General features: G+C 69.1%; 14 protein-coding genes and 3 pseudogenes. 5 read left to right on the top strand and 12 right to left on the bottom strand.

Annotation, left to right across the window (positions count from 1 at the left end; all coding sequences use genetic code 11):
* Positions 1-13: 13 nt before the first annotated feature.
* The 3 genes from B1H19_RS01640 to B1H19_RS01630 are packed head-to-tail and all read left to right on the top strand — an operon-like array spanning position 14 to position 3,038.
* A complete protein-coding gene (locus B1H19_RS01640) occupies positions 14-985 on the top strand; it encodes an alpha/beta hydrolase (protein WP_237289027.1) in 972 nt (323 codons plus the stop codon).
* The gene (locus B1H19_RS01635; RefSeq protein WP_083102480.1) at positions 982-2,220 is read left to right on the top strand and encodes an enolase C-terminal domain-like protein; all 1,239 of its coding nucleotides are present in this window, start codon (positions 982-984) and stop codon (positions 2,218-2,220) included. Before B1H19_RS01640 ends, B1H19_RS01635 begins: the two co-directional genes overlap by 4 nt.
* Entirely contained in the window at positions 2,199-3,038 is an 840-nt protein-coding gene (locus tag B1H19_RS01630) for a fumarylacetoacetate hydrolase family protein (protein ID WP_083102479.1), read from the top strand. Before B1H19_RS01635 ends, B1H19_RS01630 begins: the two co-directional genes overlap by 22 nt.
* 57 nt (positions 3,039-3,095) lie before the next feature.
* Here B1H19_RS01630 and B1H19_RS01625 read toward each other — a convergent pair whose 3' ends face one another.
* The 7 genes and pseudogenes from B1H19_RS01625 to B1H19_RS01605 all read right to left on the bottom strand — a co-directional run bounded on the left by B1H19_RS01625 (position 3,096) and on the right by B1H19_RS01605 (position 8,602).
* On the bottom strand, positions 3,096-3,779 hold the full coding sequence (locus tag B1H19_RS01625; protein ID WP_083102478.1) for an LPXTG cell wall anchor domain-containing protein: 684 nt from the start codon (positions 3,777-3,779) through the stop codon (positions 3,096-3,098).
* 245 nt (positions 3,780-4,024) lie between these two features.
* Positions 4,025-4,939: an EamA family transporter gene (locus tag B1H19_RS01620; protein ID WP_237289026.1), complete on the bottom strand. Its 915-nt coding sequence runs from the start codon at positions 4,937-4,939 to the stop codon at positions 4,025-4,027.
* A 197-nt stretch (positions 4,940-5,136) separates the two neighbouring features.
* A pseudogene (locus tag B1H19_RS40700) lies at positions 5,137-5,278 on the bottom strand (IS5/IS1182 family transposase); the annotation flags it as partial.
* A gap of 104 nt (positions 5,279-5,382) precedes the next feature.
* A pseudogene (locus B1H19_RS40695) lies at positions 5,383-5,502 on the bottom strand (IS5/IS1182 family transposase); the annotation flags it as partial.
* Between the two features lie 159 nt (positions 5,503-5,661).
* Positions 5,662-5,991, bottom strand: coding sequence for a hypothetical protein (locus B1H19_RS01615; protein WP_083102477.1), 330 nt, complete (start codon positions 5,989-5,991; stop codon positions 5,662-5,664).
* Between the two features lie 1,225 nt (positions 5,992-7,216).
* A pseudogene (locus tag B1H19_RS40565) lies at positions 7,217-7,387 on the bottom strand (IS630 family transposase); the annotation flags it as partial.
* A gap of 195 nt (positions 7,388-7,582) precedes the next feature.
* A complete protein-coding gene (locus B1H19_RS01605) occupies positions 7,583-8,602 on the bottom strand; it encodes a hypothetical protein (RefSeq protein WP_083102475.1) in 1,020 nt (339 codons plus the stop codon).
* A 731-nt stretch (positions 8,603-9,333) separates the two neighbouring features.
* On the opposite strand from B1H19_RS01605, the gene B1H19_RS01600 reads away from it, so the two are divergent.
* Together B1H19_RS01600 and B1H19_RS01595 are read left to right on the top strand one after the other, a co-directional pair.
* The gene (locus B1H19_RS01600) at positions 9,334-9,711 is read left to right on the top strand and encodes a DUF6193 family natural product biosynthesis protein (protein WP_237289024.1); all 378 of its coding nucleotides are present in this window, start codon (positions 9,334-9,336) and stop codon (positions 9,709-9,711) included.
* Positions 9,712-9,790: 79 nt separating this feature from the next.
* Positions 9,791-10,219, top strand: coding sequence for a DUF6086 family protein (locus B1H19_RS01595; protein WP_083102474.1), 429 nt, complete (start codon positions 9,791-9,793; stop codon positions 10,217-10,219).
* Between the two features lie 128 nt (positions 10,220-10,347).
* Here B1H19_RS01595 and B1H19_RS01590 read toward each other — a convergent pair whose 3' ends face one another.
* The 5 genes from B1H19_RS01590 to B1H19_RS01565 all read right to left on the bottom strand — a co-directional run bounded on the left by B1H19_RS01590 (position 10,348) and on the right by B1H19_RS01565 (position 14,184).
* Entirely contained in the window at positions 10,348-11,001 is a 654-nt protein-coding gene (locus B1H19_RS01590; RefSeq protein ID WP_107425834.1) for a maleylpyruvate isomerase N-terminal domain-containing protein, read from the bottom strand.
* 303 nt (positions 11,002-11,304) lie between these two features.
* Positions 11,305-11,847: a GNAT family N-acetyltransferase gene (locus tag B1H19_RS01585; protein ID WP_083109366.1), complete on the bottom strand. Its 543-nt coding sequence runs from the start codon at positions 11,845-11,847 to the stop codon at positions 11,305-11,307.
* A 312-nt stretch (positions 11,848-12,159) separates the two neighbouring features.
* Positions 12,160-12,636, bottom strand: a complete 477-nt coding sequence (locus tag B1H19_RS01580; protein ID WP_203237067.1) for an SRPBCC family protein — start codon at positions 12,634-12,636, stop codon at positions 12,160-12,162.
* A gap of 386 nt (positions 12,637-13,022) precedes the next feature.
* Complete coding sequence (gene infA / locus B1H19_RS01570; RefSeq protein ID WP_083109365.1) at positions 13,023-13,247, bottom strand: translation initiation factor IF-1; 225 nt, start codon at positions 13,245-13,247, stop codon at positions 13,023-13,025.
* 139 nt (positions 13,248-13,386) lie between these two features.
* On the bottom strand, positions 13,387-14,184 hold the full coding sequence (locus tag B1H19_RS01565) for a GNAT family N-acetyltransferase (protein ID WP_083102472.1): 798 nt from the start codon (positions 14,182-14,184) through the stop codon (positions 13,387-13,389).
* Positions 14,185-14,543: the final 359 nt, after the last annotated feature.

Below are 14,543 nucleotides of genomic sequence, written 5' to 3'. Positions count from 1 at the left end.
CTCACTTCGGAAAGTGACAGCCACCGTGATCACCGAAGAACCCCCGGTGGAGGCGCACCGCGTCGAGTCCGTCACCGCGGCCGACGGCACCCCACTCGCCCTCCACCAGTGGATACCGAAGAACCCGAAAGCGGCCGTCTTCTACGTGCACGGCCTCCAGAGCCACGCCGGCTGGCTCTTCGAGACCGGGCCCGAACTGGCCCGCCGCCAGATCGCCGTGTACGCCCCGGACCGGCGCGGCTCCGGCAGCAGCGGCGGCCCGCGCGGCCACCTGCCCTCCTCCGCCGCGGTGCTCGACGACTACACGGCGCACTTCGAGGCCGTCCGGGCCCGGCATCCGGAGCACCTCCCGGTCACCGCGGTCGGCCAGAGCTTCGGAGGCAGCGTGCTGGCCGCGCTGCTCGCCACCGGCCGCATCTCCCCGGACGGCGTGGTCCTCTGCGCCCCGGCCCTGGGCCAGCAACAGGCCCGCCACGGACAAGAAGGCGTGCGCCGCCTGCGCACGCTCCAGGGCCACCGCACCTCCCCGGTCACCCTGAAGGACGAGGACTACACCAGGCAGCAGCCCTACCTCGCCTTCATGGCGAACGACCACGCCATGCTGCGCCAGATCACCGACGGCTTCCGCGCCGTGATGGCCGAACTGGAGCTGCTCTACACCGAAGGACCCCGGTGGGACATCGGCAGCCCGGCGGCCCCGGTGCACTTCGCCCGGCCCGAACGGGACCCCATCATCGACCTGGACACCGCACGGTCGACGCTCGCCCGGATGTGCCCGGACACCGTCGACGCCCACTTCGACGCCGACTCCCACTACCTGGAGTTCTCGCCCGTACGGGCACAGTTCTGGGACTGGCTCGCCGACGTCGCCTTACGCACGCCCAAGGCTCCCGCCCCACCCACCGACGCCGCGGCGATCGCGGGGGCCGCGGCGCCCGCCGGTCACCGAACACAGCCCGCCGCGTGCCCAGGAGGCCCGCGGTGACCTGCACGCTCGCCATCGCCGGCATCCGCACCGCGCAGGTCCCCCTGCACCGCCCCTTCGCCCACGCCCGGCACGCCCACGCCCGCACCGGCTCCGTCCTGCTCACCCTGGAACTGGACGGCGTCACCGGCTGGGGCGAGGGCGCTCCCCGCCCGTACGTGACCGGCGAGACGCTCACCGGCGCCGTACAGGCCCTGGAAACCTTCGACCCTTCCGTACTCGGCCCGCTCATCCCGGCAGACGACTTCCCCCGCGCGGTCGGCGTCCTCGCCTCGCTCGACCTTCCCCGCCTGCTGGGCGGATCACGGCCCATGCCGGCCGCCGCGGCGGCACTGGAGACCGCACTCCTCGACGCGCTCTGCCGACGGCACGGCCTCCCCCTCTCCGCCGTCCTGGACGCCTGCCCCTGGGCGGCGGACGTGCTCGCCGCGGACAGCCGTCCCCGGACGGTCAGCGAAGTGGTGGACCTCAGCCGCACCCCCGCCGAGCAACTGGAGGCACTGCCACCCGAGGCACGCGCCCGCCTCACGCACATCAAACTCAAGGCCCTCGACAGCCCCGAGGAGACCGTCGAGCGCGCGCTCAAGGTACGCGGCCTGCTGGGCCCCTCGGTGCGGCTGTCCGTGGACGCCAACGGCGGATGGGAGCCGCCCGCGGCGGAGCGCGGCGCACGGCTGCTGCGCGAGCAAGCGGCCGTCGACTGGATCGAGGAACCCACCGCGCCACGGGACTGGTCCACCCTGCGCCGCATCGAGGAGAGCGGTACGCCGGTGATGCTCGACGAGTCGGCCATGGACACCGCGGACGTGCAATGGGCGGCCGCGACCGGCGCCGCCTCCCTCGTCAACATCCGGATCTCCAAATGCGGCGGGCTGCTGCCCTCGCTGCGCATGGCCGTACGCGCCCGCGAACTGGGCCTGCGCGTCCAAGTCGGCGTCCAGGTCGGCGAGATCGGCCCCCTGTGGTCGGTCGGCCGCACCCTGGCGGCGCGGCTGGCCGAGGTCGTGGCGGTCGAATGCGGTCGCCAGGACGAATGGTTCCCCGCCCCGCTCACCGACCCGCCCCTCGCCGTCGACCGGGAGCACCACACCGCTCCGCCCCCGCCCGGCCCCGGTCACGGCCTGCGCCCCGCCGACGCCCTGACCGCCCACCTGACCGCGACCACCGCCGGTAATACCGGGCCGCAGACGACCGCACCGCGACAAGGAGCCCCATGGACCTCGCACGACTCATGACGGCACAAGGCCCCAGGTACGGAGTGGTGGACACCGATCGCAGGACCGTCAGACCCCTTCGGGACCCGGCGGGCCCGGAACACCTCGCAGACCTGGCACAGCCGACGGGCTCACGCGGCGGCGCCCTCACCTCCGGCCCCTCCCTGGCACCCGAGAACGAGAGCGTCCCTCTGGACGAGGTCAGACTGCTGGCCCCGGTGGTCCCGGGCAAGATCGTCGTCATCGGGCGCAACTACGGCGGCCGGCCGGATGCCGCCGGAAACCTGATCATCCACCTCAAGCCCACCACGTCCGTCGTCGGCCCGGACGACCCGATCGTGCTCCCGGACTCCTCACACGACGTGCGCTACGAAGGCGAACTCGCCGTCGTCATCGGCCGCACCTGCCGCTCGGTGGCCCCCGAGGACGCCGCGCACCACGTCCTCGGCTACACCTGCGCCAACGACGTGACCGCATGGGACATCGGCACCGACGGCGGCCAGTGGACAAAGGCCAAGGGCATGGACACGTTCTGCCCCCTCGGCCCCTGGATCAGCACGGACCTCGACCCCGCGGCGGCCCTCATCACCACCCGCGTCAACGGCGAGATACGCCAGAAGGGCAGCACCGCCCAACTCACCCGCAGCGCCCTCACCTTGGTCTCCGAGATAAGCCATCTCATGACGCTGCTCCCCGGCGATGTCCTCCTGACCGGCACCCCCGAGGGCAGCGCCGCCCTGACACCCCACGACACCGTCAGCGTCGACATCGACGGCATCGGCACCCTCCGCAGCCCCGTCGTCGCCACCTCCAACTCCCGTACTACAGGGCAGGGTTGAGGTACTCGGCGCCCCGTCGCGGACGGGGCGCCGGCCGGACCGACGGACGCGGTCGTCTCAGCGCTGCCGGGCCTTGCGACGGCGGACGACGAGGTAGCCGCCGGTCGCGACGAGCGCGCCGGCCGCCGTGGAAAGCAGGCCGACGGGTGCGCCGTTGCCGGTCTCCGCGAGGTCGTGGGCTGTGGACGGGGCGGGCGCGGGGGAGGAGGCCGAGGGCGCCGGGGTGGTGCCCGCGGGCGCAGACGACGAAGGCGCGGCGCTCACCTGCCCCGGGCCGGACGGGGCGGCCGTCGTCGACGACTTCCCGCCGCCCGGCTGGGTGCCGGCCGCACAGTCGGTCCAGAAGACCTTGTGCTTGGCCCGGCCGTGCTCGCCGTCGAAGGTCCAGAAGAGCTTGTAGTGACCGTCGGGCAGCGACAGATCCTGCGTACGGCCGTGCCCCTGACCGTCGAGCGCGAGGGAGCCGGACTTCACGGTCGTGCCCTTGGCTCCGGCTGTCGAGGCCCAGGCTTCGATGTGCCAGTCGACCTTCTGCCCGCCGTCGAAACCGAAGGCGTCGAGGGAGAAGGCGCAGACGTGCGGTTCGTTCTTACGGAGGTCCGCACCGGTCGCACTGGTCGCGGCGTCGTGGATCTTCACCGTGCCGTTGTCGCCGTGCGCGGCGGCAGAAGCGGAAGGGGCGAGCAGCAGGCCCGCGGCCACGGTGGCCGAGAGCGTGCCTGCGGAAACGAGCGGGCGCATGGGCATTCCATCGTGGGAAGAGGAGTGAGCTGTGGGGGGCGGCTCAGCTTCCTGCGCCCCCGGGGGAGCGTCAAGACACCTCACATCACGTTTGCCGCATCCCACATCACTCGTCCCCTTCATCTCAGATAACGATTGGGGACCACGGACCACGGACCACGCACCCCGGCCCACGGACAACCACGTGGCCGAACCCCCACCGAACCTCCGCCGCCTCACCCGGCGGCCCGGCAACTCCCAACGGATCACCCTGCGGTAGCGTCAGGTTCCGGTTCGGGAGCCGATGTGCCGGGACCTCTGCTACCCGGCCGGTGCCCCATCCGTCGTCGGCGCGGGGTGCGGGTGGCGCCGGGGGTGCGAGTGGCGCCGAGCGAGGCGAGGGCCACCGCCAGCACCCCGGCCCATTGCGGGGCGGCGAGGCGCTGGCCGAGGAGCAGCAGGCCGACGAGCGCCCCGACGGCCGGTTCGAGGCTGGTGAGGATGCCGAACACGCGGGGTGGCAGGCGGCGGAGGGCCTCGAGGTGAAAGGTGTAGGGCAGGACGCTGGAGAGCACGGCGACCGCGACGGCGAGGGCGAGTGTGCCGGGGTCCAGCAGCCGGCTGCCCGCCTGCGCGATGCCGTAGGGCAGGCTGAGAAGGGCACCCCAGGCGACGGCGAGGGCCAGCCCGCGCCCGTCGGGGACGCGTTCGGCGAGACGTTTGCCGATGAGGATGTAGCCGCCCCAACAGCAGCCGGCCAGGGCACCGCAGGCGAGCCCCGCGGCATTGAGCGGGATACCGGAACGGCTGAGCAGCAGGACACCGACGGCGGCCAGACACCCCCACACCACATCACCGGCCCGGCGTGAGCCGAACAGTGCGATGGCGAACGGACCGAGGAACTCCATGGTGGTGGCGGCGCCCAGCGGGAGACGGTCGACCGCCTCGTAATAGCTGAGGTGATGGACGGCGAGCAACGTTCCGGCGGCGGCCGCGATGCCGAAGGTGGTCCGGTCCCAGCGCAGTCCGGGGCGCCACAGGGCGCTGAGGAGGACGGCGGCGATGCCCAGGCGCAGGGCCACCACTCCGGCCGGGCCCACGGCCGGATAAAGCCGCGTGGTGAGCGCGGCCCCGCACTGCAGGCCGACCACACCACCCATGACCAGCCCGGGTGCCGGCACGGCACCCAGCCCTCTGCCGACCGCGGCGACGGTTCGTTCGTGGCGGGTGCGCAGCTGATGGATGGGGACCTCCTCGCTCGTGCCGGATCCTGGCCGAAGAGTTCCTCCACGCCTGCACGTGGACATCCACATCCGGCCGCGCCGACGCCCCACACCGCTGGAGCATCCACTACGACTATCACCGGCGTCACGGGAGTGTAGTCATAGCCGTCGTCCGCATGGGGTTTGGCCGGTCGGCGCTGACGTGGTCCGTGGCGGGAGCGCATCGGTGGGACGCCGCGCACGAGGGGTTCAAGCCCATTGCTGTCGTGCAGAGCTGGCGGAGATCCCGATGGCGAGGGTCGGCCTGGCCCACTCGCTGAACCGTTGGTGCGCGGGTCGGTCCGGACGGGCCGAAGCCTCAGGGCAGTTGCCGTTACGGGCATCCTGTCGTGGCCACGCAAGGGCCGCCGACACCTGTCCATCCCCGTACCGACGTCGGCTCCGCCCTGGGGTCGTACCGGAGCGGTCGGAACCACCCGCTGGAGCAACTCCGACCCCTGATCCGGGACCAGACGCCCCACCGTTCGCCATCACAGCCGCCAACCTGGTGATCAGAGCAGTTCAGACGTTACCTGAGGCGTCATCTCATACGGTGAGTCGAAGGCCGAATCACCAAAGGGTCCCGGCGCCGGGCTTGTGGCCCGGACGCCGGAACCCTTGGTCAGTCCATGTCTTCCTGCTTACTCGTCCCCCTTGCCGCCCTTGTCGGCGAAGGAGTTGTTGCAGCCCATGGACGAGCCCATCTTGGTGTCCTGCGAGCCCGCGTTGCCCTCGCCGCCGAGCGCGTTGCCCAGCAGGCCGTTGACGAGCCCGACCTCGCCGAGGACGTCCACGTTCAGGTCGTGCGACCGGCACTGACTGCCCTGTTTGACGTTGAACGTGCTGCCGCCACCCTTGCCGCCACCCTGGCCGCCCCCGTACTCGCCGTCGGCGTACGCGTTGCCGGCGCCAAGGAGGCTGACGGCGCCAAGGGCAGCGATCACAACGGCAGCTTTGCGAAGCTTGCGCATTTCATCTCCGGTAGATTGAACTGATGCGATCAGTAACTGATCGACTTCGTACAGTTACGAAAGGGTAGTGCGAATATCTCGTAACAACGTGGGACGACGCGCCGGATAACGACAGGGTCCCTCAGGTGGACTCCCGCCAGGAGCCCGCACGCCGGCTCACCTTCACCCGCAGCGCTCACCCGCCCCGAACTGCGGCCCCGCGCCGCCGAAATGCGCGCCGACCTGCACATCCTGATGTCGCGCGTGCTGCAAGAAGCCCCGTGCACCGGCGGGCCGTCAGGCGGCATGGACGTCAAAGCCGGAAAGCACGCGACTGGCCGCCCTCATCGTCGGTTGGCGGACGGACGGTGCCCCAACCGAGCTCCTGATCGCGACAATAAGAATGATGTTCTTGAAATCCACCTGCGTGTACGCCGGGGCGCGATGACGTCGATGTGCCTCTGCGTATCCCAGTACGACGGAGGCTTGGCCCCGGTGCCGCGGGGCCCGGGGCAAGTCCACTTGCCCCCGCAGTGTCCGGGCCATCTCGCCGTCGAGACGCTTGAGGATCCCGTGCATCCGATGGAGTCCACGATGGACGTTATCGACGGTGGCGAGCACGGCGTCCGGGTCCGGCAACTGCGCCTCGGGGTACCCGCGCACGGTATACGCGCGGCGCGTCGTCCAGGCGTGACTTCAGATCGTCCGTGACGCGGTCGGCCCGGAGCGCGTGTCAGGAGTTGTTCAGCTCGGAGTTGTCGAAGTCTGAAGTCCAGGAGGCACTTGTGTCGTGCTCTTGCGCTGCTGTGCCCGAGTCCAACTCGGCTGCCTGGTGGTGTGATTGCATCACCCACCAGTTCGGGAGCGCGAGCATCCAACATCGCCCCTGCGCCACGCTGCCAGCAGGTCACCGGCTGCACGTGGTCGGCGGTGCCCTGGTCGTGTCAGGGCCGCCCAGCAAGTGCCCACCGCGATCTGCTGGGGCGTACGTCAAGTCCCCCAGCGGTTATGGCCCGCCGGGGCCGCATGCGTAGGTAGGAGAAGGCGCTCGTTAAGCAGGTGTACGAGCACGTCGTAGGCACCGAAGAAGGCAGTGCGCAGGCTGCGCAGGCTGCGCAGACGAACAGGCGGATACCACGTGTACGCAAGCTGCCACGCAGCGTCGGATCGATGAACCGTATCGGTTCGGTCGTCAGGACATTCACAGCGTTCTCGATGAGCCTGTTGACTCGGCCGTTGACCACGAAGAAGTCGGGTCGTACTCCACCAGTACGGCGAACTGCGCAGGTGAAAGGCTATGCAGCGACAGGAGCACCATCACCGCCCGTGCCACTGTCCGGCCCCGGCCGCGCAGCAGGCCGCGTCATCGCTCACGTTCGGCAGCCGACGCATTGGCATGCAGAGAGGGCGGGCGCACACTGACCACAACCTCGCCGGGTGGGCGGACGCTGCCGGCGCTTCGATCGAACACCCGGCGAGGGCCATGTCAACGCCTGCCCCTGCCGCTTTGAGCGAGGCGATCTGAGACTTCAGGTAACTCGCTCACGCCGGCCGGGGCCTCGCTCGTAACGGACCCGTGTCACGAGCCCGATCGTGACCACTGCGAAGAAGCTCAGTGGCCCTTGTAGCGGGTGGCGAGTGCGTGGAACGCTTGCTTCGGCTCCCAGGGCATATCGGGGTAGGTGCGCTTGTCGGCGGGATAGCCGCTCTCCTCGTCCAGGACTTTGACGATGCCGTAGGAGGCGAGGTCCTCGTCCGGTCCGGATGTCCGGTGGGGTGTGCTGAAACCGGCGAAGCTGAACCAGAAGACGGAATCGACGCCCTCCCCCTCGAAGACGGTCATCAGATCGTCGAGATAGCGGACCTGCTCGCCCTCGTCGCGCACCAGGCCGGGTTTGAGGGTGACGCCGTCGGCCTCCCTCGCCAGGTACCATCCGGCGCCGCCGTGCTCTCCCGCTCCCCGGTAGGTGCAGCAGCCGGACTCCATGATGGCGACGGGCTTGCCGTGGCCGCATTCCTTGCGCAGGTCGGTGCGGAAGGTGGCCGCGTTGCGCAGGCTACGGAAGGCGTCCAGGCCGACGATGTCGAACGGGGTCCAGTCCACGCCGTCCAGAGGGCAGGAGGCATAGCTCACGCGGCCGCCGAAGAGGGGCCGCACGGCGTCGACGACCTCTCCCAGGAAGGTGTTCACCTTGTCGGGCATGCCCTGGAGCGCGGCTTCGCGGCCGGGGCCCGCCAGGACCGGAATGCGCTCTTTCAGTGTGTCCCCGGGAAGGTAGCCGCGGGCGAATATGCTGAGTTCGCAGCCGGCGACGAAGACGACCTCGGCGCCGTCGCGCCGCAGTCGCTCCGCTCGCTCGGCGCAGTCGGTGAGCAGCGGCAGCATCTCGGCGTTCGACAGCTCGCAGGGAAACGGTGAGCACCAGACCTCCAGGCCCGCCTCCGCCGCGAACCGCGCCGTAATCTCGATACGGTCCGGATCACCCCCGGTGATACGGACAGCGGTGCAGTGCAGACCCTCCGCGACGACACGCATGTCCCGTTCGACGTCCCGAACGTCGAAGACGGGACGCGACGTGTCGCCGTTGGGGAAGGTGCCGGTGTCGTAATGGATGCCTTTGCCGCGCAACATGACGAATGCCTCCTGTGGGATGACTATGTCTGCCGTACGGAGTCATCGTCCAAGCTGCCGCTGCGGCAGAGTCAAGGCCGCACCGTGGCCGGCCTGTCGAGCCGAGGGGCCGACCGACCAGCCCCTGGTTCCTGCCCAGTTACCGACAGAACGTCCGGAAAGGCGATTGGCATTCGCTGCCTTTCCTCTCTGCGCGACGCGTGGGGAGGCGTCGCCTTCCCGAACCGCGCCCGTATGACAGCCACCCGCGCCGACTCGTCCCGCGCACCTACCAACTCGCGAACGTCTCAGTGGCAACCCGAGACCTCGAGAGCCTTGGCGTCCGAGACCAGATTCCGGACCAACTCCAGAGAACCCGGCTCCGACGGGGCGTGGCGCTGACCAGCACAACAAGAGCGGGATGCCGGCGCTGGCGCCTGTTACGGCTGGTGGACAGGAGACATGGGGAGGAAGCGGACGCTTGACGAGAACCTTCAGGCCACGAGAACCGCTCGGCCGGGGACGGCATCCGGCGATGACCCGCTGCTGCGGCTTCAGCAGGAGAAGCAGTCCTCTGGCGGACCCTGACCCCCGTCCGGAGTGAGAGCTCTCGACCGCACCCACGCGTGGCCAGAACGTGACAAAACGACAGGAAACGTTCGCCCTCTGGAACTGAGGCGCCCCCAGGACGGGGCCAAGAGTTATCGCCGCGAGCTGGCCGAAATCTTTCGACGTCGAGCAGAATGAGGGGCATGACGGAAGGCGCGCCAGAGGAAGACATCATCGAAGCCGCATGGCAGAAGCTGCTTACTGCCCATCGCGTGGACGCCCGGTTGCTACGCGCTGCCTACGCAGAGCCCCGACTACGGCAGCTGTTCCCCTGGGTCGGCATGGGCGAGTTGCACTTCAGCCGGTGCACAGAGCCGCGTTGGACCTGGGACCTCCCGTTCATCGCCCCGATGCTGGGCGGCGGCTTCTGCGTCGGCGGGCCCTCGCGGTCCCAGAGCGTCGGCCCCGCCCCGACTGCGGAGGCTGCCATCGCGATGGTGCTCGAACGACTGCCGCCAGGCTGCGGTCGCGCCTTCGTTGGTACGCCAGAGGAACTGGCCGAAAAGGAACAGTCGGAGTAGTCGGAGTAGTCGGAGCGAATACTCCTTTCGTTCATGTGGTCACTTCGCTGGCCGGGATGACCAGCAAAGAGAGGCTGCGTTGAGCCAGTACTACGGCATGGGCGACCAGACGCTGTGGAACCCGTCCAACGGGGCCTCCCGCCTGTTCATGAGCCAGGTGAGCGTCTATCAAGCCGAGCTGGGTCTGCCGTCCGGAATCGGGCCCATGCAGGCTGACGAGTGCCAGATCGACCCCAGCGTGTTCACAGCGTTCGTCGACGCCCTGCTCGCGTGGCATCGGAGAGTGAGCCACGCGGTCATGGCCGCCCTGTCCGAAGGGTTCGTTGCCACAGTGCTGGTCCTGGCGGAGAGGGCGGGCATCGAGGTGAACTGGCACCCGGTCGACTTGGCCGAGAGCGGCGAGCCGAAGGATGTTCACGTCCCGACGGCCCTGGATTCTCCTGAGGGTGCGTGGGCAGCCGCCCTTCGGCAGAGGTCACGCGAGCTGGGTCGCTTCATGGCGAGCTGAGGCTGGCCGGCCAACATCCGAGGAGGACTCGCACGCCAGGGGAAAACGATGTCCTATGAGCGACGGTGCTGTCGGGGGACGTGAACAACGACCCATTGCGTTCACCACCGTCGCGCTTGCGGGTGCCGTCAGCCGCCGCCGAGTGGCTCGCCGTGCCAGCGCCAGTTCGTCCGGCGGGCGCGATCGGTGGTCTCGATGCGGCCGGTGGCCCACAGGAGGGTGGACCACGGGTCGTCGATGACGGCAACGTCGGGGAAGAGTCGCGCAAGGACCCGCTCGCTCAGGCCCTGCGCAGGTTCCCAGGAACGGTCGAGGTCGTGAGTGACGTCATAGGTGTGGACCAGCGTCTCGACGACGCCCATGGCGGCGAAGCCCTCCGGGTCGGACGGACCGAAGACATGGGGGGCCAAGGCGGTCGGGTCGGCGCTGTCGACGACGGTCGCGAGGAGCCCGCCGCACGCTTCCATAACGGTCAACAGCCCATCAGACCCTGACGTCCGGTCGGCGAAGATGACGTTGGCCGGGCCGTTTTCCCGAGCCTGGGACACGAGCAGGGGGACCCGAGACACCTCCATGGTCCTCGCGACCCCGAACCGCATGGCGTAGGTGAGCAGGTCGTCCGCGATGTGCTCCACCGTCTCCCAACATGTCCATTCCAGGCCGCCGGCCCGGCTGTGCCATCGAGCAGCGGGGACGTCCCTGAGCACGCCGATGCAGTGTGCGACGGCTTGGCGCACGTGCTCCCCGCTCACCTTCAGGGACAGTTCTTCGGTCTGAGACATGCGCGGAAGCCTACAAGGTGCTCAGCCGAGTGATCCGAACCGACCGACTGGATCTGTGTCCGCTCACCCTCGATGGCGTGGACGCCTTCGTCGGTCCCCCTGTTTGTCACCGATGTCACCGCTCAACTCCGCATCGTCGAGCACGAGCTGAGCGCCCGGAATCCTTCACGACAACGCCGGAATCATTTCTGAGCAGCGGGAACTCGAAGATCACATGCGGTGGGACAACGGCTTCTGACACGGGTGCGCGGCCTGACCGGGCCCATTGTCGGCACGCTGGGCAGCCCTTGCGGAAGGGGGTCGTCACATCGGGAGGGAGAACAAACGCACTGGTGCTGAAGGCCAGTGTGCGTTGTCGTGCAGGGGCGTCACCATGGTCCGCAGCGACATGGTCGCCAAGCGGTTTGCGGGTTGTTCGACGACTACGTCTACATCGTTGTCCAGCTGGTGCCATCCGAGGCGCTGGTACAGCGGCACGAGGGGAGGCCGGCAGAACAGGAGTGCGTGCTGAGGGCCCATGGTGCGGGCGTGGTCGAGTGCCGCTGTGACCACGAGCCGAGCCAGCCCCTGGCCTTGCATGTCGGGTGCGACAGCCACCCCACCGACGCCCACCACTTCTGTTTCGGCATCGCCGATCGCGACAGACAGCCGTAGCAGGCCGGCGTGTGCCACAAGCCGGTTGCCGTGTCTGATTCCGAAGTGTTCCTCTTTTGGCAGCCAGGTCAGGCCGGTCTCGGCAACGCCGAAGGGATCGTCGCCGTCGCCGAGGATCTCCTCCTGGTCAGTCTTCGTGTACCGGGGGAGCCGCACCACAGTCGGTGCTACGGAGGATGGGGAGTCAGACATCCTCACATGATGATCTCTCCGCCGAGGACTGCCAAGCGATTGCTCAGCCGTTCGTCGATGGTGGCAGCGGTACGAAGAGCGCTGGAGCCTGGCCCAAATGTTGCTGACCGCGCTGGATCTGGCCCGTCGGATGTATCTGATCAAACCGTCGACGAAGGCCTGACGAGCCAGTGATCGGGGCCCGAGTGAACGGGGCCCGTCGGCCGCGGCGACCGCGTGCCGTTCGGGCCGCGCTGAGCGTCCGAACGGTTTTGCGCAGGGCGTCGCGGACGTGTTCGGCGGTGCGGCCTCGGGCAGGCAGGTGCAGCAGCCTCACCTGCCGGAGACAAGCTCGGCCAGGTGATGCAGCGAGTTGGTGAGATGGTCCGGGCCGAACGGCGGGAACTGGAGGTACTCCCGGATGGACTGCGGTACCGCCGACCAGTCGTAGGTGAGCGTGACCTCTGTGGCGGACGGACCGAGCGGTGTCAGGTCGTAGCGCCAGAGCCAGCCGCCGAACTCCAGCTGACCGTCGTCCTTCTCCGTTCCCGTCAGCCAGCCGATGGCGTGTGGCGGGTCGAGCACCTGGACCTTGTTGGCCGTCTTGTAGCCACCGTCCGGATGGTTGGAGTGATACATGTCCATCCGGAAAATCTGCCCCACCTCGGTCAGCGGCGCCCGGTCGACGGCTGCCTGAACCCAGCCGGTGCCATCGATCGCAGCATGGGTCGTCGGGTCCGCCAGCACCGCGCACACCCTCGCGGCGGGCGCGGCGACAGTCAGGGTGGCGCTCATGTTCTCCTGGTCCACGGTGTGCACGCTCCTTGTCATCTCGTCTTGGGCCTCCCGCAGGCGCGGAAGGAGGGCGCTCCGCCTGTGCAGACGACGCGGGGAGGGGGAACCCATCGGTCGTGACGCATCGGCCGTGTGGGCGGAACCGCACCCGTGCCACCCATCATGGTCCGTCATTCCTGGGCGGGCAGCCCGCCTACGCTGCCCCACCCGCGTCTCACCCAGCCCCCGTACGGCCCGGACCAGGCTCTGCCCGCCCTGGAAGCCCTTCTGGCCATGACCCACAACACCGCATGTGCGGCGGGCGAGGAACACGAGGCCGGCCGCCTCGCCGTCGGCCACCGCGCCATGCCGGCCGGCCAGCGCAGGGCTCGTCCCTACGCTGACCCGGCCGGCGCTTTCCACTACGACCTGTATCGGAAGCGGATGCGGCCGCGGGTGAGGTCGTAGGGGCTGAGTTCCACGAGCACTCGGTCGTACGGGAGGATCTTGATGTAGTTCTTCCGGATCTTCCCGCTGATGTGGGCGAGCACGGTGTGCCCGTTCTGGAGCTCCACCTTGAAGGTGGCATTGCGTAGGCACTCGATGACGGTGCCTTCGACTTCTACGCCCCCTGCTGTTTTTGTCATGATCTCTCGCTTCTCCCGTTCTGCGACGGGGTATTCGGTGGGTTCGGTAGGAAACGAATGGGGTGTGCGGTCAAGCGCCATGCCCTTCGCCGGCGGTCGTACGCAGCCAACTCCTCGGCCGGTGTGGCGTGGCGGAGCGTCACCGGCGGACGAGCTCCAGGGTGCCGGCCGCGCGCCGGGCACCGATGTTCTCGAAGAGGGCGGTGGCCGCCGCGTTGGCCTCATTCACCTCGGCCCAGGCCGAAGCGGTCCCGGAGCGGTGCAGCGAACCCAGCGCGTGCGCCAGCAGCGCCCGGGCGATGCCGCGGCGGTGCCGGTCGGCCCGGACGGCGATCAGCCCGATCCGTGGCTGTCGGGTCAGCGGAGCCACCCGGACCAGTCCCACGTACTGGTCCAAGTGCCGTGCCACCGCGTACTTCGACGGATCGACCAGGGTGGTTCCGGCCGGGCGGGGCAGCACCTCGGCCGGCATCGACTGCCATCCGACGGCGGCCTCGACCTCGTCGCGGATGATGTGGTCCAGGGATCGCAGTGGGCCCTCCTCCGCCTCACCGGCGGGCACGATCGTCACGCCCGACGGGGGTCGCACCGAGCCGAGCCCGGTGACCTGTGGGTCGGTGGGCACGCGATAGCCCCACTCGCGACGTACGGCGGCGAAGCCGGCCCGCTCCCAGGCGGACCTTGAGTCGGGGTCGGCCTCGTCGACGACGGTGTACAGCGGTGTGGGCAGGTCCGCCAGCATCGCATCGGCGATGCGGTCGAAGGTCGAGCCGTGCCACGCGTCGATGCTGATGAAGAGCCGTCCGTCGGGCCGGTACGAAGCGTCGCCGCGGCCGACCGTCCGGTCGTCCTCCACGGCGTGCCACTGCATCTCCGAAACCCGCGTGACGGCGATTGCGTTGTCGCCCGTGCCCGAAGTGGAATGCGCAAAGTTCATAGGTTTTGCCTCTCAGGAGTGCCTTGCCTGAGGCGCTCCCGGCGACACCTACGTCAATCGCCCACCGTGACGAAAAGGGGGAGCACCCACATGGATACAGCCTTCATGGGTCTCACCTCCTCGCGTTGTCTCACGGCTGCCCAGACGGTACCAGCGGGGGTCGGCCGGCCCAACCCATTTACTGTCGGCGGGGGATCATCGATTGCCTCGATCAAGGCCGTGCGCGTCACGGGGACCCCAATCCCCCATGCCCAGAGGTGATTTGGGGGATTGATCTGGAAGATCCTTCCTCTCTGGATACGCTGTTCGACGAGGTGCGGGAGCTGGACGCAGTGGTGTGCTGTGCGGTCAGCGGCCCT

It is taken from the genome of Streptomyces gilvosporeus, from assembly GCF_002082195.1.
GTDB lineage: Bacteria > Actinomycetota > Actinomycetes > Streptomycetales > Streptomycetaceae > Streptomyces > Streptomyces gilvosporeus.
The sequence above is the reverse complement of the archived record's forward strand: the minus strand, read 5'-3'. Positions and strand labels throughout refer to the sequence as shown.

Excerpts from the sequence above, each read along its gene's own strand:
- B1H19_RS01630 (WP_083102479.1), top strand. The coding sequence starts at position 2,199 with ATGGACCTCGCACGACTCATGACGGCACAAGGCCCCAGGTACGGAGTG.
- B1H19_RS01625 (WP_083102478.1), bottom strand. The coding sequence starts at position 3,779 with ATGCGCCCGCTCGTTTCCGCAGGCACGCTCTCGGCCACCGTGGCCGCG.
- B1H19_RS01615 (WP_083102477.1), bottom strand. The coding sequence starts at position 5,991 with ATGCGCAAGCTTCGCAAAGCTGCCGTTGTGATCGCTGCCCTTGGCGCC.
- B1H19_RS01605 (WP_083102475.1), bottom strand. The coding sequence starts at position 8,602 with ATGTTGCGCGGCAAAGGCATCCATTACGACACCGGCACCTTCCCCAAC.
- B1H19_RS01600 (WP_237289024.1), top strand. The coding sequence starts at position 9,334 with ATGACGGAAGGCGCGCCAGAGGAAGACATCATCGAAGCCGCATGGCAG.
- B1H19_RS01590 (WP_107425834.1), bottom strand. The coding sequence starts at position 11,001 with ATGTCTCAGACCGAAGAACTGTCCCTGAAGGTGAGCGGGGAGCACGTG.
- B1H19_RS01585 (WP_083109366.1), bottom strand. The coding sequence starts at position 11,847 with ATGTCTGACTCCCCATCCTCCGTAGCACCGACTGTGGTGCGGCTCCCC.
- infA (WP_083109365.1), bottom strand. The coding sequence starts at position 13,247 with ATGACAAAAACAGCAGGGGGCGTAGAAGTCGAAGGCACCGTCATCGAG.
- B1H19_RS01565 (WP_083102472.1), bottom strand. The coding sequence starts at position 14,184 with ATGAACTTTGCGCATTCCACTTCGGGCACGGGCGACAACGCAATCGCC.